The 21,203-nt window shown below is 42.8% G+C and carries 15 protein-coding genes; 6 read left to right on the top strand and 9 right to left on the bottom strand.

Annotation, left to right across the window (positions count from 1 at the left end; all coding sequences use genetic code 11):
• Positions 1 to 85 precede the first annotated feature (85 nt).
• The 7 genes from F8N35_RS04480 to F8N35_RS04450 all read right to left on the bottom strand — a co-directional run bounded on the left by F8N35_RS04480 (position 86) and on the right by F8N35_RS04450 (position 13,658).
• The gene (locus tag F8N35_RS04480) at positions 86 to 3,211 is read right to left on the bottom strand and encodes a DUF6298 domain-containing protein (RefSeq protein ID WP_293050158.1); all 3,126 of its coding nucleotides are present in this window, start codon (positions 3,209 to 3,211) and stop codon (positions 86 to 88) included.
• 164 nt (positions 3,212 to 3,375) lie between these two features.
• Entirely contained in the window at positions 3,376 to 4,026 is a 651-nt protein-coding gene (locus F8N35_RS04475) for a DUF3826 domain-containing protein (protein WP_293050157.1), read from the bottom strand.
• 194 nt (positions 4,027 to 4,220) lie between these two features.
• Entirely contained in the window at positions 4,221 to 5,858 is a 1,638-nt protein-coding gene (locus F8N35_RS04470) for a thrombospondin type 3 repeat-containing protein (protein ID WP_293050361.1), read from the bottom strand.
• A 255-nt stretch (positions 5,859 to 6,113) separates the two neighbouring features.
• Complete coding sequence (locus F8N35_RS04465; protein ID WP_293050156.1) at positions 6,114 to 8,165, bottom strand: RagB/SusD family nutrient uptake outer membrane protein; 2,052 nt, start codon at positions 8,163 to 8,165, stop codon at positions 6,114 to 6,116.
• A 36-nt stretch (positions 8,166 to 8,201) separates the two neighbouring features.
• Positions 8,202 to 11,612, bottom strand: coding sequence for a TonB-dependent receptor (locus F8N35_RS04460; RefSeq protein ID WP_293050155.1), 3,411 nt, complete (start codon positions 11,610 to 11,612; stop codon positions 8,202 to 8,204).
• 39 nt (positions 11,613 to 11,651) lie between these two features.
• Positions 11,652 to 12,593 (bottom strand): dihydrodipicolinate synthase family protein, encoded by a 942-nt coding sequence (locus tag F8N35_RS04455; RefSeq protein ID WP_293050154.1) that lies wholly within the window; start codon positions 12,591 to 12,593, stop codon positions 11,652 to 11,654.
• Positions 12,594 to 12,668: 75 nt separating this feature from the next.
• The gene (locus F8N35_RS04450) at positions 12,669 to 13,658 is read right to left on the bottom strand and encodes a GntR family transcriptional regulator (protein ID WP_293050153.1); all 990 of its coding nucleotides are present in this window, start codon (positions 13,656 to 13,658) and stop codon (positions 12,669 to 12,671) included.
• A gap of 577 nt (positions 13,659 to 14,235) precedes the next feature.
• On the opposite strand from F8N35_RS04450, the gene gcvH reads away from it, so the two are divergent.
• The 6 genes from gcvH (at position 14,236) to F8N35_RS04420 (ending at position 19,991) form a co-directional block, all read left to right on the top strand.
• The gene (gcvH, locus tag F8N35_RS04445) at positions 14,236 to 14,613 is read left to right on the top strand and encodes a glycine cleavage system protein GcvH (RefSeq protein ID WP_293050152.1); all 378 of its coding nucleotides are present in this window, start codon (positions 14,236 to 14,238) and stop codon (positions 14,611 to 14,613) included.
• A gap of 31 nt (positions 14,614 to 14,644) precedes the next feature.
• On the top strand, positions 14,645 to 17,059 hold the full coding sequence (locus F8N35_RS04440; protein ID WP_293050151.1) for a DUF5686 family protein: 2,415 nt from the start codon (positions 14,645 to 14,647) through the stop codon (positions 17,057 to 17,059).
• A 77-nt stretch (positions 17,060 to 17,136) separates the two neighbouring features.
• Positions 17,137 to 17,589, top strand: coding sequence for a hypothetical protein (locus F8N35_RS04435; protein ID WP_293050150.1), 453 nt, complete (start codon positions 17,137 to 17,139; stop codon positions 17,587 to 17,589).
• Positions 17,590 to 17,616: 27 nt separating this feature from the next.
• Positions 17,617 to 18,393, top strand: a complete 777-nt coding sequence (locus F8N35_RS04430; protein ID WP_293050149.1) for a hypothetical protein — start codon at positions 17,617 to 17,619, stop codon at positions 18,391 to 18,393.
• Positions 18,359 to 18,766, top strand: a complete 408-nt coding sequence (locus tag F8N35_RS04425) for a hypothetical protein (protein WP_293050148.1) — start codon at positions 18,359 to 18,361, stop codon at positions 18,764 to 18,766. The genes F8N35_RS04430 and F8N35_RS04425 overlap by 35 nt, the downstream gene beginning before the upstream one ends.
• 4 nt (positions 18,767 to 18,770) lie before the next feature.
• On the top strand, positions 18,771 to 19,991 hold the full coding sequence (locus F8N35_RS04420; protein WP_293050147.1) for a hypothetical protein: 1,221 nt from the start codon (positions 18,771 to 18,773) through the stop codon (positions 19,989 to 19,991).
• A 23-nt stretch (positions 19,992 to 20,014) separates the two neighbouring features.
• On the opposite strand, the gene queF is transcribed toward F8N35_RS04420, so the two are convergent.
• Both queF and F8N35_RS04410 read right to left on the bottom strand, forming a co-directional pair.
• Positions 20,015 to 20,458, bottom strand: a complete 444-nt coding sequence (queF, locus tag F8N35_RS04415) for a preQ(1) synthase (RefSeq protein ID WP_293050146.1) — start codon at positions 20,456 to 20,458, stop codon at positions 20,015 to 20,017.
• Between the two features lie 4 nt (positions 20,459 to 20,462).
• On the bottom strand, positions 20,463 to 21,143 hold the full coding sequence (locus F8N35_RS04410; RefSeq protein WP_293050145.1) for a queuosine precursor transporter: 681 nt from the start codon (positions 21,141 to 21,143) through the stop codon (positions 20,463 to 20,465).
• Positions 21,144 to 21,203 lie beyond the last annotated feature (60 nt).

The following is a 21,203-nucleotide window of genomic DNA, read 5'->3' as shown; positions in this document are numbered from 1 at the left end:
ACTATTTATTCACTTTGAAAACCGACAGGCAAACCAAATGGCCACCTGTCGGTTGTTTCGTTATCAGCAATTAACTCTCAAAAAACTATTTTGCCGATAACCAAAGTACTGTTGTTCCTGATTTCGGAGCTTTCAACGTCATGGTTTTGCCTCCTTTTACCTTTCCGGCAGGCGTGCTCACTCCAGTTGCCGGATTGATCCATTTAGCAACGTATGTTTTAGTATTAGCTGACAAATCGAGCGTAGCTTCTCCGTTTTTGGAATAGACAATATATCCTTTACCCGGATTCCCTAGAATATATTGAGTCTCACTTTGAGATTTCAGAACGCTCATCTGAGCAGCCTCTTTCAAGAAGTCTTTCTCAAGTCCGGCAGGCAGATTGGGCAACGAACCACCAGCCATCAAAACAGCCCAGCCGTATGCCGGATAACTGTCTCCATAATACATCACCGCTTTGTCTGGACACTGCGTGCGGTATTCGTTTACCGCACGATATACCTGTTCAAAAGAGGATTTACCGGGTTTCACCAGACGGGCATGTTGGCGAGGTGCCAAATTAAGACCACCCTGCGGTGCATACACAGTACCATTGTCGCGATAGTGCCAGTAGCGTATATCGATCACATCGACCACTGCCGCCCGTTTCGGATCTTTCAGAATAGCATCCTGCACATCCTTGGTGGCACTCAATCCGATCAACGGATGTTTTCCCGTCTCTTTTTCCCAGGCGGCAATCACGTCGAGCCAGAACTGCATGAAGTGAAGCGGACCGGTATATTCATCGCTCGTCAGTTGAATGACCGAACTGTTTTCGGTAAAGTTATTCAAACACTGACGGATATATTTTTTGTACAACTCTTTGCGAACCACATTGGTGGTGTCATAAAACATTTCGGCAAAGAACAGACGTTTATCCCCTGCAAAATTCACGGGTTCGGGGAAACCTGTACTATTGATGTTGTTAGCGGTACGCCAGGGGCAATCCACCCAGTGAGCTCCAGCCTCAATAATGTTGTGTTGAAAGAAGTTATTGTTGAGCAGCACCAATCCGTTTTGATCGGCAAAATCGGCAAACTGTTTCAAACGTAACCAATACCAGGTGTTATATTTCGTCAAATCATATTTACTCAGACCATCCCATGCGGTGCCCTGACCCGAACGGGCAAAAGGTTGTTCGTAAAACGGAGCCCATACGTCACCGTCAATGCGGCGAATGCGTTCATGGTCATCACGACGGCGGTCGGTCCACAAGCCATAATGTTGCTCGAAAGAAACAATATTGCTCTTCTTCATCCATTCGGCCACTTCGTTGACATCATCGGTCAATCCGGTACCTGTACGACCCGGCACAAAGCGGGTAAGCGCAGGTTTGGCTTCGTCAAGGAATGTCGGTAATAAACTACCGTTCCACCACGGTGTGTTGTGCTGCATACCGGCCAGCAACTGATCGCCATGAACCAATTTCCCATTGATGACGGCTGTAGACTGTGTTATTGTTTTTTTAGGAGCAGGCACTCCAATTTCGTCAATGCTTTTCAATCCTTTCCCTTCGGTAATGATGGGTGTACGGGAAGAAGCATTTTTAATCCATTCCTGCAATAATGGAGCCGGTTTCTGAGCTTCCTGTGTAAGTTGCTGTGCAACCTTTACTGACGGGCTACTGGATGCCTCTGTAGGATTGAGCATAAGGAAAGAACGTTCACCAGTTTCTTTTCCGAGACGTTGAGCCAGTTGTGCATAGTACAAACTGCGGGGATTTATCTGGTTGTTGGAGTCGTACCAACCGCCATCGCCACCAAATTGCGACCAGCATCCGAACGCCCAGTTTTGCGCTGTCGGCGGTTTCGGACAATCAATCAGCGATGCCGAACATTGGTAGAAAACACTGTTGGCTGCGCTCCATCCGGTTCCGCGATTATCTTGTTGACGATTCGAAAAGCGAAGATTATTGCCATCTACATTGACGATGTCGAACAACACGCCGGAAGCCCAGCTGTCGATCGCACCGCTGAAACTGTAAGGCAAAACCGACTGGCATTGCACAAACGCATTGGGACCGGCAGCACAAAAGCCGATTCCGAAATCGTGATTGCCGCCTTCGGCATACAAGCGTTGAAACAACGATTGCTGCCCGGCATTGAAAAAGGTGTAACGACGTTGACCGCCCAGTTCGGAAACAGGATCGGTAGAGATACAATCTTCCACCGTGAGGCGACGTGAAGTTTCGAGTGCCATCACTGCCGAACCGGCAAAATGTGAGAAGGTAATTTGACGTACCCAACCATCGATTACATTTTCGAGAGTAATTGCCATCCAGGCATGAGCTTCGTCTTTGGGATTGGCTGCGTCAACAGTGGATGTGCATTGCATATTTTCAACACCCACCTGACTGATTCTGCCATTCCACGTGTAAGGAATTACTTCACCTCCGCCGTAATTGGCATCGAGAGCGGTAGTGATAGGTGCATCCAGTGTAATTTCATTTCCATTTATGGCAACAACGGTTCTGTCCCAATAAATGTCGCGGTCGCCGGGTTTCCAGCCGAGAGCGGAAACTCCGCCACCAAAAGTTACGGTGCCGAGGGCTTCTATCCAGTTTTGTGTGCTGGGGCGGCGAACCATTATTTTATCTCCGGCTTTCAACGAGCCGCCATTTTTCAGCGTCAGCTTCATTGCATTGACCGGAACATATGCGTCGGCCACTTTCAGCGCTTCTGCTTTCGTACGGTCATCTTTACCCACCACGCGAATGAGGGTGCGACGGTCTTTGCCGGTTGCAACCAGCTTCGTTCCGTTTTCGCCGATACCGCTACCTCTCAGCACAACTCCTGAAGTACGGATAATTAGCTGACCGTCAATTTCAAAAACTCCGGGTTGTAAAAGGATAGCTCCTCTAAAGCCCGATTTATCCGGTTTGAGTGAAGATACGTAATCGATTGCGGCCTGAATGCGGGCTGTCGCATCACCCGTTTTAGCCGGCACAACTACTTTGGCAAATACGTTAGGGATTGCCTGCTCGCCTGCCATATATCCACTGTACGAAAAATCAGGAATACGGTTACCCAGACTGTCGGCACCATAAACCAATCCTTCTTTGGTATTTTCAAGAGGCAACTGAGGCTTCGTCGTTTTCTTCGGTGCGCTTCCGGCAAAAAGCATTACCGGCAACAATATAAGTGCAGCAACGGAATATTTTACTTTGTTATACATTGATTGCTATTTATTGTTCTGCAAGCATCATTTGGGATGACTATCAGAAACAAGATTTACATCTGTTGAATTTAGATTGCTATTGTTGCGGAAATCGTAGACGAAGCCTGTCGTTGGCAAAGATATTCATCCGGCAAACGTTTGGTTCACCGGATGAAATATTCTTACTTTTTAGCAGCTTTCAATCGTTCGCCCCACGCCTGACGCTCTTTGTCAAGGTTGTATCCCTGTTTCGAGAGATAGTTGTTGATACGGCCTTTGTACTTTCCGAAAATCTCATGCTTTTTGTTGGACGACTGTGCATCCATGGCACGTTCGCGGGCTTCTACCAGCCAGCAGTAGATTTGTTGTTTTTCCTCAGGCTTGAGCGTAGGAATCATATCGAGATACGCGCTGTAAGTCACCTTAATCAGGTTAAAGACCATTCCGTCCTTCACCTTGTCGATCTGTTCGGCATTAAGGTCTCCCGCAAGTTTCCCTATAAATTCGCAATGCAGGTTGTACAATTGAGAGTTTGCTTCGTCTTGTAAAGCTTTTTCGGCAGATTGAAAAGTGGCTTTATCATTCCCGGCTTTTTCTTTGGCAGATTTAATGGCCGCATCACGACCATCGTGGATTTTACCGAGGCTCTTGTATTGATAGACTAAGATCCCGGTCAAACGTTTAAAGACTGTTGAGTCGGAAATCGATAAAGTTTTCACAATTTTCTCGGCACGATCCGTAAGTGTCTTATTGTATTTGTCTTCGTTGTTTTGAGCCGATGCGATTGCAACCACAATCAGCAACAAAAATAAAGACATTAGATTTTTCTTCATAGTTTTTTCAATTAGTGGTCGCGGTTCATATCTGCCACAAACAAATTACAGGACCGGTAATAGTCCTGTAATCCAGTTTACAAGCGACAAATAATCAACAAATAAACCACAATAAACAATAATATGATAGTCGTTTAGCAGCCGGTGGGCATAAGTTGATGACATTGTGACCACCGGCTACCGACTAATTGTACTTACATCAGGCTTGTTTTACCTTTCAGTGTATCTTTGTTATTCTTCGGATTTTTCCAATCCACCTTTTTCTTCGGATTTATTCCGTTGATGTATTTTTCGATGTTGGTATAGCCGTCACCGTTGATGTCGCCGTTAGCATCAGAAGGATCATTAGGATTCAAACCATATTTGATTTCCCATGCATCGGGCATTCCGTCGCCGTCTGTGTCCTTGTAGGATTCACCTTTGTATTCAGGATAACCGCCCACCTGACTGATGTCGGTAATGATACCCATTTTGTAGGAATCTTTCGGCAATTTGCGGTGTTCAAACTGATAGTAATCACGTTTATCAGCCTCTTTGTCGTAGTAAACCTCGCCGGTTTTTACCTGTTTCAACACACGTTGGTCAACGATGTCACGTTTAGGCAGGTAAGCTCCCACATTTTCCAAAACAAAGTCGTAGGCTTCCTGTGCCGACATAATAGGGAACTGAGGCATAGGGAAAGGTTTGTCCCATTTCATGGTTTCGGTATAACCTTTTGTGTCAGGCTGTTCTTCCACCTGAATACCACCGGCCCAGTTATCCTTTGTAATTTCAGGATAACCTTCCATGATATTGCCGTTAGCATATACACGACCGAATACCAGATAACCCAGTTTTGCACGACCCGATTCCGGTTTCAGAATACGGTGCCCCACATTTCCTTTCGAGGTAACAGGACCTGGTTTGTAGTAGTTGTTGATAATGTTGTACAACGCAGTATAATCGCCGCCGTCTACCGAGCGGTGATTCCAGTTGTAGATAACGTTATTCACGAAGTTGAACACGCCGTTCCATCCGATTGACGGGTTACGACCTGCATTGTCGGCCCAAAGGTTGCGTACAAATGAGCAGTTTTCGCCACCCAGTGTACTACCGAAAGCATGGTTGTAAGTATCCAGCGATTGAGCTGAAATAGTGTTCTGGATAGTTACGTTTACGGTAGGAAGTTTTTCTTCTTTGATACCTGCACCCGGATCAAACATGTGACGGTAGAACGAAATGTTTTCGTCCAAACCCCATGAACAAGAGCAGTGGTCGATCATAATGTTACCAACGGGGTTACCACCGAAGCTGTCGTCGCGACGACCTACCCAGGTTTCTCCTCTGCGGAAACGCATGAAACGAACAACCACATCGTGTGTGTTGGCCCAAACCGATTCGCCTGCAATACAAACCCCGTCGCCGGGAGCTGTTTGACCTGCAATAGTGATGTAAGGAGCACGGATGATTACCGGTGATTTCAGGTGAATAATCCCGGCTACGTTGAATACGACGATACGAGCACCACCAGCTTCACATGCTGCACGGAAGCTACCGGGACCGTCATCATTCAGATTAGTAACGGTAATCACTTTACCACCACGTCCGCCGATAGCATATTCACCACCACCCATTGCACCCGGGAAAGCAGGAATTTCGGCCTGAGGCAGGTCGGTAGGACGGGCTGCCCATGGAATGTAAGGTCTGCCATGTTTTGCCTGATCCTGAACAATAGGCAACACCAGTTTCCAGATGCTGTCCGAACGATGCTCTGCTGCCTTAAGCAAAGCCTCCGATTTTGCTTTGTCTACGTCAGACACTTTTGGATATTGTGCCTTTACGGTTTGCATCATTCCCACAGTAAGCAGGACAGACGCAGTTAAAACAAACTTTTTCACACGAATAAATTTTTAGTTAGTATTACATCTTGCGCTTGTTATCTCAGAGCCTCACGCAAGCTGGTAATAATCCACGATGATAGAAATCTTCTTTGCTTTGTTAAATCTAATACCTAATACCGGCAACCTTCTGCCTTGGATAACCGATATTATACTTATACAATCGGATAGATCACTCTACCCGATTGTAAAAATTCATATTTGCTCTTATCAGGGCTGATAGTCATAAGTACCGTCAGCACCGTATGCATCTTTCCAGCCTTTGGTTTGCAACAGCCAACCATTATTAGTTAAAACTGCATTGGGCAATCCAAATACATAGTAGTTCGGTTTGAACAAGATATTCATAGCCGATCCATTGTAGGTATCCATCGGTGTATCAGTAGCAACTCTTTTGAAGTATGTATCGAATACGGTTGACAAAGTCGACAACTGTGTCTGGAAGTTTGCAGCATCCGGATCGATGACAAGAGATGTCTTGGTTGCAGCTGGTACCGGATCTGTATCAGTATTGGTTTTTGCCTGCCACAGGTTACCAGTACGACAAGTGCCATTGATAGGAGTGATGCCTAATTTTGCACATGTATTTTCGCTTGAAGATACAGCGCTCGATCCGGCATACAGCATCCAGCGTTGAGCATCCCAGAAACGTTTTCCTTCGTAAGCCAACTCTATACGACGTTCGTACAAACAAGCTTCGATTGCCTGATACTTATTGGCAAAAGTACCCAAGCCCCAGTAGTTAGTTCCCTGAGGAATACCAACACGGGCACGAATTTTACCAAGATAGGTACGGCAATTAGTCAAATCTCCGGTAGCAGCATAACACTCTGCAATATTTAGCAGCAACTCTGCATAGCGATATTCATATATATCTGTTCCTGAATATGTAAACCCTGTATTATCTGCACTCTGATTTGTCATTTTAGATACATATGCAGGACTCTGGATTGTATTATCAAGTGAATTGGCGTATACTTTCGTTTTGCCATCAGCTTTCAGATAACGATACAACCAAACTGAAGCGCTGGTATTTGCTTTATAACCCCATTTACACCCTGAGAACGCAAACGTTCTGTAGAAACGAGGATCCCGGTTCATAAAGAACTTTGTATCATCATAGCCATTCGCAACTGTCGGACGCGAACCGTCAGCCATTGGGAACAAGTCGAGCATTTCTTTAGGAGCTGCTACGCCACCTGTACCACCCTGGCTTTTCAAACGGATAGAGTTTTCCCAACCGTTGTTGAATCCTGCACTGGGACTGGTTGTATTAGACAGCAGCTGTACCATGATTGCCTCTTTACAGAAGGTGTTATCAAATCCTACAAACATGTTTGCCCAGTCTTTTGCCGTCGCAAAATTGGTAGTAGATCCTGTATTGGGATTTGGGTTATAAAGGCCATAGCCATCAGCAGACAATTTTGTTTCTGCGGCCAAACCTGCGGCCAAAGCATCTTTCCAACGTTGGTTGCCCGAGTTATCCCAGTCTTTATTATAAAGAGGACTTGCATAAGTCAACAATACGCGGCTTTTCATTGCAATAGCAGCATCACCTGTCAAACGCCCATAATCAGAAACACCCCAAGATGTTGATGATTTACTAGTTGGATCTGCTGTCGCAGGCAACATAGAGGCAGCCTTGTCTAAATCGCTCAGAATTTGTGTGACAACTTCTGAGGTGGTTGCGCGTGGTAGTTGTGTGGCTGGATTCGTAGACGATGCATCCTGAACAGACGTAACAATAGGAACGCCACCATATACTCTCAACAGATCATAATATTGCAAGGCACGCAAGAAATACATCTGGCCTTTAGTCTTATTCTTAAAGTCTTCCGAAAGATTCTTGCCCTTTTCGTCAATTTTCTGAATATACAGATTGTAATAACGAATACGGGTATAAGGCTCATTCTTAGCCGATGATCCAAGTGTTGAACCGAAATAAGTTGGACAATCGGATGCATTAATGTAAGTCAGTGTAGAGTTTATCAAATTTGCAGATGCAGGATACCCTCCAAATTCTTCGGTCAAACGGGAACGATCTTCAGTATATAGTCCGAAAACTGTCAATCCTGGGCTCTTAAATCCGGAATAAGCATCGTAATACATTCTATCGACAAACCAACCTGCCTGTAATTGATTTTCAAAAATGCTTTCATCGAAGAGATCGTAGTTCTTTTTCTCTTCCAAAAACTTATCACTGCAACCAACCAACAATAAGGTCGCAAATGAAAGTATCCCTAAAAATATTTTTTTGTTCATAATTTTCATTTTTATTAGTTTCTAAACGACCCTTCATCAGAAGGTTAGATTAACACCCAACGCCCATGTTCTCAAAGTAGGATAGCTTGTTTTTGCATTATCATACATATTCCTGTAATGGTTGGGATATGGGTTGAAGAAGTCCCACAGGTTGTTTCCGCTCAGGCTCACTTTGGCACTTTCAATACCTAATTTGGCAATCAATTTACGTGGCACTGTATAGGCCACATTCATACTACGAACATAACATCTGAAAGAAGAAACCTGCCAGAAATCCGAAGCATAATTGTTCTGTGAAGAATAGTATATGTTAGGATATTTGCCATTTACGTTTGTAGTGGGGTCAAACATATCTTTCCAGAAAGATTCACGAGCCCAGAACATACGGTTGGATCCGGTTGACTGTCCAATATAATCGATTGCAGCATAAGATCCCCAAGAAGTAGAAATCATCGCGTTCCAGCTAAAATCTTTCCACGACAAACCAAGATTGGTTGAAAATCCATAGTTTGTATTTCTTTTAACCAGTTTTGCATAATCGGAACCATCGCTTTTCACCTGTCCGTCGGGGCCAGACACTGTACCATCGGCATTCAGGCTACCTCCCAAATCTTGATATGCCAACATACCCGGATAAATTTTAGTTTTATCTGTAATGTTCAAGTAGCTTGGTGTAGTTCCTGCAGCAGTAGCTAAGTTTGTCAAATATTGCCAGTAAGCATCTATATCCGATTGAGTACGCAATACTCCGTCTCCGCCTGCATTTCCTTTCCATGTTTTGAATCCCCATGCTGGCATGATGGTCGAATTACCTACATAGTACTTGTTTGAAGATGGGAAATCAACTGCCAGAGTCGGGTATTTTTTGATCTTATTCCATGACAACCCGGTTGTTACTCCGATAGAGTATTTTACCTGATCGATTTTGTCTCTCCAGTTGATTGACAGGTCAAAACCCCAGGCATCAACTGCCGAATAATTTTGAGCTGCAAAAGCGCCACCTACAGAGATAGGAACATTCGCGGCTCCTGCCATTGCTGTAAAAATGTCAGTGCTCTTATCATAGTATCCATCCAGATTCGTTGACAATCTGTTATTTAATACATTAACATCAACTCCAAGATTATATTTTGTAGCTTTGTCCCATGTAGCATCTCTGTTGGGACTTGCATTTGGAACAATACCAGCTACATACATTCCTCCGTTCGAACCGAACCCTAAACCTTTGTCGGAAGCATAATAGTACTTTTGAATCCAGTTGAATGCCGGGATATTATCGCGCCCGGTTTGACCAACCGAACCACGAACTTTCAGGTAATCTACCCATTTTACATGTTTTTTGAACCAAGGTTCTTCAGACATTACCCAACCAAGAGAAATAGAAGGGAAGAATCCCCAATAGTTTTCCGGAGCAAAGTTGGTAGAAGCATCGGAACGAAGAATCAACTGTGCCAAATATTTACCTGCATAGTCATAGCTTACACGTCCAAGATACGACATTTTCCCATGTTCCGATTTGTTATAAATCGAATTACTTGTATTCCATGTTCCAGCTGTTGCACTCGACCCGTTATATACTCCATAAACAGGATTATCAAAAGCCTCTCTTTCAAATGTATAAAACCCTTCGGCACGTTCTACAGAAGCCATTGCCGATACTGTATGCTGTCCAAATTTGCGATCATAGTTTATATAGAAGTTCATCTGTTCCGAACGTCCTACAGTCTTGTCGTACAACACCTGACCTTTAGTAACAGTGAGTGGACCACTCCAGGTCGTCGCATCTCCATATAAGTGATTTCCGGCAGTAGCCGTATTAGTTGCCAAAACTAACTGAAAAGGCAGAGAAACCTGTTCTGCATTGGCAGAGTTACGGCTTAATGAATAAGTTCCTTTGAATGACAGCCCTTGCACAAAAGGTACATCATATTGGAATCCGAAATTAGCTGTATAGTCGAAATTATCATTTGAAGCTTGTGAACCGTTTTGTTGCAAAGCAAAATAGTTCCAGGTTCCGATAATATTCACATTGCTTAATGAACTGGTAACTGCATGAGGACCTAAAGCAGGAGATACCCAGTAATCGTTCCCGTTCACATTCCAACTCCATGGAACATTTTGAGGCATGTGTAACAATAATCCATAATCAGCATTCGAATTACCCGAAGCCAATGCCGAACCATAGCTGCTATCGCTAATGCTGGCTACTTTGTTGTATGATTTTTCTTGTTTGGTGTTATTCACGTTAAGAGAAGCATTAATTTTCAAATTCTTCGTCAAATTAATGTCGCTCCCAGCTCTGAAATTATATCGTTTGTAGTTATTGAATCCAATGTTCGCACCTTGTGTGAAATAAGATCCGGTCGCAAAGAATGTTGCTTTGTTGGTTCCTCCAGTTACATTTACAGAATGCTGCATAGCGCCGGCACCCGACCAGGCTTTATCCAACCAGTTATAGTTCAATGATTTCATCTGTTCCAGTTCGGTATCAGAATACATCTGATCTGCCGTCGCATTATTCAATCTTAAATAGCTGTTTGCTATTTGAGCAGTCTCGTAAGCATTCGTTACTTTTTCATGACTTACGGCGTCATTCCATTCAAATTTACCGGAATAACCCACTTTGATCGGCCCTTCTTTACCTCTCTTCGTTTTAATCACAATAGCTCCCTGAGAAGCTCTAGACCCGTAGATAGCTGCACTTGCATCACGAAGGACAGTCATTGATTCGATTTCCGAAGGATCCAAGCGGTTGAATCTATCCATAGAAGGAGTACCATCTTTAGGATCCAACTGCATAACGTCATCAATAATAATAATCGGATTGGTTTGTCCTCCATTGAAATCAAATACCTGACGAACCTGTAATTTAGCGTCATTAGATCCCGGACGGCTATTGGCCGATGTAATGGACAAACCGGCAACCTGACCTGCAAGAGCATCAGCAATATTCGTTGTAGGAATATTTTCCAGCTGCTTTGTATCAACTGAAGATAATGATCCGGTCACATTTTTAACCTTTTGACTACCGTAACCAATTACAACTACCTCGTCAAGTTTTGATACATCAGCTTCCATTTTGATTGACAGAACTGACTGACCTTTATACTCAACGAACTGTCTCTTGTATCCAACGTAAGAAACAACTAAGACCGCTGAATTGGGAACCTCCAAGCTATATTTTCCATTTACATCGGTCACTGTACCCTTAGCTTGCCCTTTTAGGGTAATGGTAACACCAATTAAGGGTTCTCCATTTTCATCGGTAACAGTACCTATTACTTTTTTATTTTGTTGCTGGACAGATGCCTCCGTTGATGTTGCGGCAGAAAGAACCTGAATAGATCCTCCGAAAACCAACAGAAAGCAACATACCCATTTGGCACACGACATAAGGCTGCTTTGCAAAACCTTATGCCCAAAAAACATTTTGTGAAGCTTTTCCATAGGGAATAGAAATTAAAATTAAAACTTACTTTATTGTTATCACTGATTCTTATTCTTTAACAAGGCCTCCAGTTGCATTAAAGCCACCTGAACTTTTTGTTTTTCAGGCATCTGGAATGTATTGAAAGGTTGTGCAAGGCTGTCGCAACAGATACCTTTCAGTGCGAGGGCTGTCTTGAGTCCTTTAATATAGCTTGAGCCGAAACGGCCTATGCCATAAAGAGCCTCACCTACCAACATTACTTTTTCCTGCAGTTCGGCAACTTTGCTCAGGTCTTTTGCTGCCGCAGCTTTGTACAAGTCAACAAACAATTCGGGATAAAGATTTGCGCCTCCGGTTACACCGCCATCAGCTCCCATCAATACTACAGACGCCATCATTTCTTCCGGTCCTACAAACAAAGCAAAATCAGGATCATCTTTCATAATATGCAATAATTTATGAAAGTAAACCCCGTTTGCAGAACTGTCTTTCAGTCCGACAATATTAGGAAGTTCCGAAAGACGCTTCACAGTGTCCGGCTCAATCATCACTTTTGTATGAGATGGCATGTTATACAAATACAATGGCAACGGACACTTTTCGCTCAATGCCTGATAGTATTCATACAATTCGGGTTGCCCCAAAGCAAAATAGTAAGGAGGAGCTGCAACCAGGGCATTGGCCTTGCATTCTGCCGCAACATTTGCCAAATAAAGGCTTTCGCTCATCGAAGTGTCTGTGATACCTACCAATACCGGTAAACGACCATCCACAGCCTGACATGTTTCTCTGATAAGCTCTTCTCTCAGTTTAATACTCAGGTGTTGCGTTTCACCGGTGGTTCCCAGAATGAATATGCCGCTCACACCTCCTTTTATAAGGTGTTCCACAAGATTCCGGACTCCAACTGTATCCAGTTTGTCCGATCCTAGCAACGGCGTAATCATCGGGGGGATTATTCCGTTCAACTTGCTATAAGTCTTTGTTTGTGACTCCATTTCTATTTTATTAATTTCTAAAAACTACTACAATCTTTTTTACCGTGTACGTAAACACCTGCTTTGCAAAAAAAATTAGAGGGATCCTCTAACGATCAACTTTGTTGGAATATATGTTTGTATTTTTTGTTTGGTCTGAATAAATTCTGAAGCAAGGCTCCCCATTTTCTTAAAATCTGCTGATATAGAAGTAATTCCATCCTCAATAACCTCCAGCATTGGAGCATCATTAAAGGTTACCACGCCAATATCCGTCCCCATCCTCATTCCTTTGCTCCGGCAAATCTTTGTGAACTCAATCAAATCAGAATGTTTGACAATAAGATAAGCTTCGTGTACGTTCACGTCCGATTCCAAAATATTTTCGCGCGTTATCAAAGCGTGTTCCAAACCGTTGTCATCACAGAATTTTTCAAAATATGGGATGCAACTTCTGGGGTGTTCGGAATTCTCAGGAAAAACCATCGTGACCTTCTTATATTTCCTGAACAAATCGGCTCCTGACATCAGGCAATCATACAATGTTTTATCAAAGCCCTGACAAACATAAGCGTACTTATCTTTTTGAAACTTGCCGAAGTCCAGTAATAAAACACGGTTACTATCCAACTCATCCAATACTTCCGAATAAACATCGTTTGAAATATTCATGATAACGTATAAGTTGTATTTACCAACACTTTCCTTTATGATGGATTCAAAAAACTTTTTATTATAGTGGTGAAAGTAAAGATCCACTTTGTAGTTGGCCGGCAAATTATTAGTCAACGCATGATACATGTCATTTTTATAAGGACTGAAAATATCAAGCATAACTAATATCTGGGTAGTCGCTGTTGCAACATAGTATCCTTTGGTAGGAGTCGATTCAATAACCCCGGATTCTTTTAACATCTGAAATGCCTTGAAAACAGTATCACGCGCCACCCGGCATTTCTTGCTGAGGTCGTTTATCGAAGGTAGTGAGCTGCCTTCGGGGTATTCGCCGATTGTAATTGCATCCTGAATTGCATTCGCCAACTGCTTTACCTTAGTAGTCTGTTGTGAGAATTCTATTTCAAACATTCGAATAAAATTAGGACGCGTTATATTACATATCTAATTTACAGCACATTAAAAAATGTTGTGCTGTACTGTACTGTGCTGACAAAAATAGAGGCTTTTATTTGCTTTCTATCTTAAAAAAACATGTTTTACAGCATGTTTTTGGCATTTTGCTCGCTAAAATCAGGAAATATTTTTTATATATCTGTGTTTCTGATATTTACTTAATGTTAAATCTTTAGGTTGTTGTTACGAACAATTGTTTTATTTCAAATAAATAGCCCATAATTGTAAAAACGAAGCGTATCGAAAGCTCATAGAAATATTTCGAAATAAGAACGAAAACATAAAAAATATTCGTCAATCTATCAAATCAAATGTATACAAGATGATCGTTACACCCTAAGAAAATCCATTGATATAATCAGAAAAAATTATTATATGCAGTCGAAATATCCTGATTCGTGTTTAGAATATATATACGATACACGTTTTTTATATTACTTTTGTGGTTCGTTCTGAGAAATGTATAAAATTATACAATTTGAAAATAATTCAAATTCCAACAAACACTTATCACTCTTAATCACAAATTATTATGAACGTTCCTGAAAATCTTTTTTACACCGCTGAACACGAATGGATTCGCCTCGAAGGTGAAACTGCGTACGTAGGAATTACCGACTATGCACAAAGTGAACTGGGAGAAATCGTTTTTGTAGATGTAGCAACAGCAGGTGAAACTCTCAACGCAGGTGAAACATTCGGATCTATCGAAGCCGTAAAAACGGTTTCCGACCTCTTTTTGCCCGTTGATGCCAAAATAGAAGCTTTCAACGAAGAATTGAACGACCATCCGGAATGGGTAAATGATGATCCGTACGGACAAGGCTGGATTATTAAAGTTACCGTAACAGATCCGTCACAAACTGCTCAATTGCTGACAGCAGAAAAATATCAGGCGCTGATAGGATAACAACTCTACCCAATAGAATTGTATCATAAAAATGGAAACCTCTTTTGCAAGACGACTCATTCTTTCTTCACTACTGACTATGTTGTCGTTTGTGGTTTCCGCGCAAAAGGAGACACTGGTGATTGGGCAGGTATTTGACCGATTCTCACAAAAACCGGTTGCCGGTGCTACCGTACAATTTAAAAATACCTCCATTTCCACCATTACCGGAAATGAGGGGTATTTTTTAATTAAAACCAACAGTCCCGCTGCAAAAATAATGGTGTTTGCAAACGGATACAAACCTTTCCAAATTCGCATAAAGCGGAACTCCACTCTCGGCATCGAAGTCTGGCTATCACCGATAGGCCCTGCCGCAATCCCTTTAGAAAAAGTAAATGAAGATTCTGTTTCCCGCAGAATTGTTCAAAATTCAATCCTGCGACGCACATTCAACAGTCCACCTTCAGGACGTAACCCATCTACCGTATCCGACAGATTGAAAGCCTACGCGTATAATGTGCCTCCAAACTGGATGAATGACATCAATGCACGAAAAGCCTCCGTGTGGTCTCCCGATTCCCTGTTTACCGTTCCGCTATTCATCTCTGACAAGATTTACCGCCAACCCAACTTTCCTTCGGTAAGGCTCGACAAAGACATCATCAGGAACAACCAGATCACTATTTTGCCGCTTGATAAAGAATATGTGGAAAAAATGCTTTTGTTGTTAACCTTACAACAAAATTTCTACAAAGAGCATGTTGAGATACTGGGCAAATATTTCTTGAGTCCTCTTGCAAAGAAGGCTTTCAAGCATTACGCATTTTTCCTGCAAGACAGCAGCATTGTCAACAAACGCAAATGTTACTCAATAGGTTTCCGCCCGAAACAACGAGATGCGCTGCTTCTGACCGGTAGTATGACAATAGATTCATTGACATACGGGTTAATCAATATCGATGCAAGCATTCCCAAAACGCTTCCCATCAATTTTGCGCACTCCTTCAACATCAAACAACAGTTCGCACTAAATAAAGATAAATGGGATTACAGCAGCATAAATACCCTTTTGGTGTTGAACCTGCCACTACCCGTCGGTCCCCATCAGAAACCTGTACTTGGGGTTATTGATAAAGAGTTGCTGTTTTCTCCGCCCAAACACAACGACGGGGATTTGCAACAAATTGCACTTATGCGCCAGAAAGAGAGTAAACCTGCCAGTGATTCTATCTACTCGGGGGTGATACAACTCAACAAAACACGATTTATGCATGAAGTGAAATGGGTAACGGATCTTTTGATGTATCAGTATGCTCATGTCGGTAAGATTGACGTTGGACCGATTAACTCGCTGTATCATAAAAATGTACTGGACGGCTCTACCGGAGCTTTCAGTTTCAGAACAGGAGAGAGCTTGTGGAAAAATTTCAGTGTGGGAGCTACTCTTGGTTACGCATTCGATAATCACACGTGGAAACTCGGAGGACAGGTTTTATACAGATTTCCCTCGAAAAATTTCCAGCAAATGCAGTTTTCGTATAGCAAAAATGCCTACAGGACAGGCTTTAGCGAAGACATCATGCTGGTGAACGAAAACAAAGTGTTCCTGAGTGACGACAACCTCTTCTCTACCCTTTTGCGGATCAAACCCAACTATGCAGTAAACGAAGTAAGTACATGGAAATTTCAATACGAAAAAGAATGGAGACGAGAATTTAAAACGACACTTACACTCTTCGACAACCGTTATTTTTCAAACCCGTATGTCAGCTTTGTAAGTCAGGGGGAGCCCGTCTACAGGATTTTGCATTACGGGGGCAAACTTGATTTCAGGCTTTCCAACGACCAATTGATCTGGGACGAATTTTTCGGAAGACGGTTTCTTTCAAACCACTTTCCGGTTTTTCATTTTCAGGTTGAAGGAGGCAAATACTCTATGAATAAGGTAGCCCGAAACTATGGTAAAATTCAGGCGACGGTGAAGCAATCGGTAGATTTTATCGGAGGAATGATTTACTATACCGGAGAGACCGGTTGCATACTGGGCAAAGTCCCGTTTCCGTTGCTCTCTTTTTCTCGTGGAAACGAAACATTGTTCTTTTCCGATTGTAATTTCAACCTGATGAACAATCTGGAATATGTTGGAGATAAATATGCCAACCTGTATGTGGACTACTACTCTTGCGGCTTGCTGCTGAAAAAGATTCCGCTGATACGGTCACTGAACTTCAAAGAAATGTTTTCGCTCAGAGTGGCAGAAAACGGACTTAGCAAAAAACACCTTGAGGTAATGGCTCTTCCTTCCGGCTCCCAAACGCTCAACACTCCTTATGTAGAAGCCGCTGCCGGTGTCTATAACATATTGAGCTGCCTTGGAATCCAATCGGTCTGGAGATTAACACACAGAAACGACCCGAACGCAAACAACTGGGGAATGCGGGTGCTATTCTACGTCGCATTTTAGTACGTCTATCTATCGGAAAAGAGAAAATAATCTTTACCTTCGCAACGTTATCTACCTGACGGTTCAACCTATTTCGTATGCGCTTCAAACTTTCTATATCAATTCTCAGGGCTAGCGTTATCGTTTTTGCCCTTATATTGGCCTCTTGCGGCGATAACAAGACTTCCATCCCCCCCATGCCGGTGAGCATGCAGATTAACCTGTTACAGGAACCGACACTCCTTTCATTGGGAGCCACAAAATCATACACGAAAGTATCCACGGGACTCGAATCATTGGGGTTCGGCGGCATTCTGTTGGTGCATACTTTTGATGACAGCTACTGCGCATTTGATCTTGCATGCCCATATGAGGTGAAAAATACCGTACGTGTGGAAGTTCAGCCGGATTTGTCGGCAAAGTGTCCGGAATGTGGATCGAGATACCGCATAACCGACGGTTCGGGATGGGTCATTTCGGGACCTTCAAAAGAAAAGCTGAAGCAATACCACATCTACCCGTCAGGTAATTATCTTTACGTTACTTATTAGACGAAAAACCTATAAAAACAGATAATTATGAGTCGAAAGAAACTTATGTTGTTTGTTGCCACGTTTTGCATTTTGATTATAGTCATTGTGACCTGGCAATTCTCGTTTGTCTTGCGCAACGTTTTTATCAATCAATCAGGTTTCGTTTCAAAAGACAATAAAGCATATTTCAGTCCTTTATTGTCACCATCATTACAAGATAGCTTAAACAGCCTCGTGCAAAAAGCCGAGCAGCGGAATATTGCATTCTGGGGAATTAATGACCACAAATACAAAATAATCTTTTGCGCCAACAACAATGAAGTCGGCAAGTATTCGGGAAATGACCAGTTTCACACGGTGAGCCGCCGTACGTTGTTACTGGGAACATTCACTGTAATAGGGAGAGAAGGGTTCAACGTCGATGTTATCAGCCACGAACTCTGTCATTCTTATTTTTGGTCGCAATTAAGCTATTTCGACAAACGGAAAATCCCGACATGGTTTGACGAAGGGCTTGCCTCCCAGCTCGATTATCGCTCATTTCTCAACGATTCGGTGTTTGAAAGAAACTATGTAACAAACTACGATATTCTTCGAAACATTGAAACTCCGGAACAGTTCTACAAAGGTGGCTGGCCGCTGATGAAGAAAAACTATATCATTGCTCGGATTGAGATTAAGCAATTCCTAAACTCTTGCGGCATCGAAGGAATAAAGCAAATTATTGAGAATCTGAACAAAGGAGATAACTTTGTTGCCTCATACAAAAAAATTAAAGAAACCTGCCATGGAGCGTCGCGATTACTTGGAGAAGGAAATTGAGAAAATGCGTGCCGTGCTCCAGAAGATTCTGCGGCTGCGCGTTGACAAAGAAGAGGAAGTCCGGGAAATCATTTCAACCGAGCTATTGCACTATTTTAACATTACCCTGCCCCAACTGCAACAAATGTCTGAAAACGATTTCGAGTGCTTTATCCAGGGGAAAAACACCTCTTTGCTCGAATATCTCGGCAACCTGCTTTACGCATCTACATTGCCCGAAGCCCCGTTATCCGACATGGATCGCTTATCGCTAAAAAAAGCGATATTTGTATGGAATATGTGGGAACACAAAACCAAAACCTTTGACCCGGAACAACAGGCAATCAAAAATAAGGTTTTAGCCTTGCTAAACGAGTCATCAACTGAATTATAGAACAATGAACAAAATCATCATATCTCTTATAGCTCTCCTTTTTGTAGTCGGGGTAACCGAAGGTATAGCCTGCACCACCGCAATTGTATCAGGGAAAGCCACTCCCGATGGTCGTCCGCTGCTATTCAAACAACGCGACACTGATGAACTGCACAACAAAATTGAATTCTTCAAAGACGGAAAATTCGACTATGTAGGGCTGGTCAACAGCAACGATCCGTCACAAGCCGTTTGGGGAGGATATAACAGTGCCGGATTTGCCATAATTAACTCTGCATCCTACAATCTTAACGGCAAAGATCCCGCATCTGTAAAAGACAGCGAAGGCAACATCATGAGAATGGCGCTGCAACGATGCGCTACAGTCAGTGATTTTGAGCATTTGCTCGACTCATTGCCCAAGCCGTTGGGCGTTGAAGCTAACTTTGGTGTAATCGACGCCAAAGGCGGTGGCGCCTATTTTGAAACCGGGAATTCCCGTTATGTAAAGTATGATGTGAACGATCCGGCAATTGCGCCCAAAGGATATATTATCCGCACTAATTTTTCTTTTTCCGGCGACCGCAGTCAGGATAAAGGAGTCAGTCGCTATTTGGAAGCTGAACAACTTTTCACCAAGGCTTCAGCAACACAGTCGCTTTCGTGCGACTTTTTTCTGCACACGGTTGCCCGCTGCCTCACGCACGGCCTCACGAAAACCAACCTGTACGATGCAATTCCATCAAATGGAGAAACTCCTGTTTTTGTCCCCTTCAGAGACTTTATTCCCCGCTATATAACATCTGCAACTGTGCTTATTCAGGGAACGAAAGAACAGGAATCCTCTTCCCTTACAACCATGTGGACGATCCTGGGCTCGCCTCTTACTTCGGTTGCAATACCCGTATGGATGAATCCGAAAGGCTATTTCCCTCCAATACTACTCCAGAACGAAACCGGGAATGCCCCGCTTTGCGAATGGTCATTACAGCTCAAAACGCAACTCTTCCCTATTGCAAAAGGGGAAGGCAATGATTACCTGAACCTTTCAGCTTTAATCAACAAAGAAAATAAGGGGATACTGCAAAAGAATGCTGCAGTGGAAAAAGAAATCATTTCTCGGTCGGAGACAAACCTGAATGGCTGGAGAAGCCGTGGAATAAACTATCAGGAAATGGACGAACTATACCGTTGGATAAACCAATTTGTATCCGAATATTTTTCTCAAACACCCGGATACCTTTAGATTTTGGTTAGTGATGGAAGCCCTTACAGGTTTTTGTTTTTCAACCTGTATTTTGCCATCTCTTCGAACTCAGTCCCCGGTATTCCGTAGTTAGCATAAGGATAAATGCTTATGCCTCCACGCGGAGTAAACAGACCGGTCACTTCAATATATTTCGGTTGCATTAACCGAATCAGATCCTTCATAATAATATTCACGCAATCTTCATGAAAATCACCACGATTGCGGAAGCTGAACAAATAAAGTTTCAGACTTTTACTCTCCACCATTTTTTGAGCCGGAATATAATCGATAACTATCGTAGCGAAATCCGGTTGCCCTGTTATCGGGCACAATGAAGTGAACTCCGGACAGTTGAAACGCACCCAGTAATCATTTCCGGGGTGTTTATTATCAAATGTTTCCAACAGTTCGGGAGCGTAGTCGGTTGGATAATTGGTTTTATTTCCTAAATGATGCAATGACATAAATCTAAACTTCTTTGACTTTCCAGATACTGTACGAGACGTCAGTATCGAAAACATCCGTTTGTTCTTTTTTCTTTATATACACCACCACCCGCTGTGTTATTGGCAATATAATAATTTCATACAACGTCTTGAGTAACGCCTGAGTAATCATCATCATCACCAGCTGGTAGGTTGTAAGAATGCCACAAAAAGCAATGAAAATGAAAATGGCAGAGTCGGCAGATTCGCCAACCATCGTAGACGCGATTGCACGTACGGAAAATTTATTCCCATTCATAGCCACTTTCATCTTGCTCATCACGTAAGCATTCAGAAACGATCCGGCTAAGAAGGCCAACAGGCTTGCAACAGCAATACGTGGAGTTTGAGACAATATGGTACTGAATGCATCCTGCCCGGACCAGAAAGGAGCCGGTGGCAATGCTACGGCAAACTGATAAAACAGCACCGCAAAGAAGTTCATTGCAAACGCCAGCCAAATCATCAGTCTGGCTTTACGAAACCCCCAAACTTCGGCAATGACATCATTGATAATATACGTTATCGGGAATAAAAAAATACCGACAGGTAGTGCAACAGATGCAATAACCACAATTTTTGATGCAACTAAATTGGAAATCAACAAACAGGTGGTGAAAACCACCGTCAAAAGGAGGTAAAGGGGAGAAATATTCTGTTTCATAATCTTGTTTTTTACGTGGTTACCAAGAACACGTGCCCGTAATTGTATTGAGCAACATTA

This window comes from Paludibacter sp. (assembly GCF_009712605.1).
In the GTDB taxonomy this organism is placed as follows: Bacteria; Bacteroidota; Bacteroidia; order Bacteroidales; family Paludibacteraceae; genus Microbacter.
Note: the sequence above shows the minus strand (reverse complement) of the source record. Positions and strands in the feature narration are given on the sequence as shown.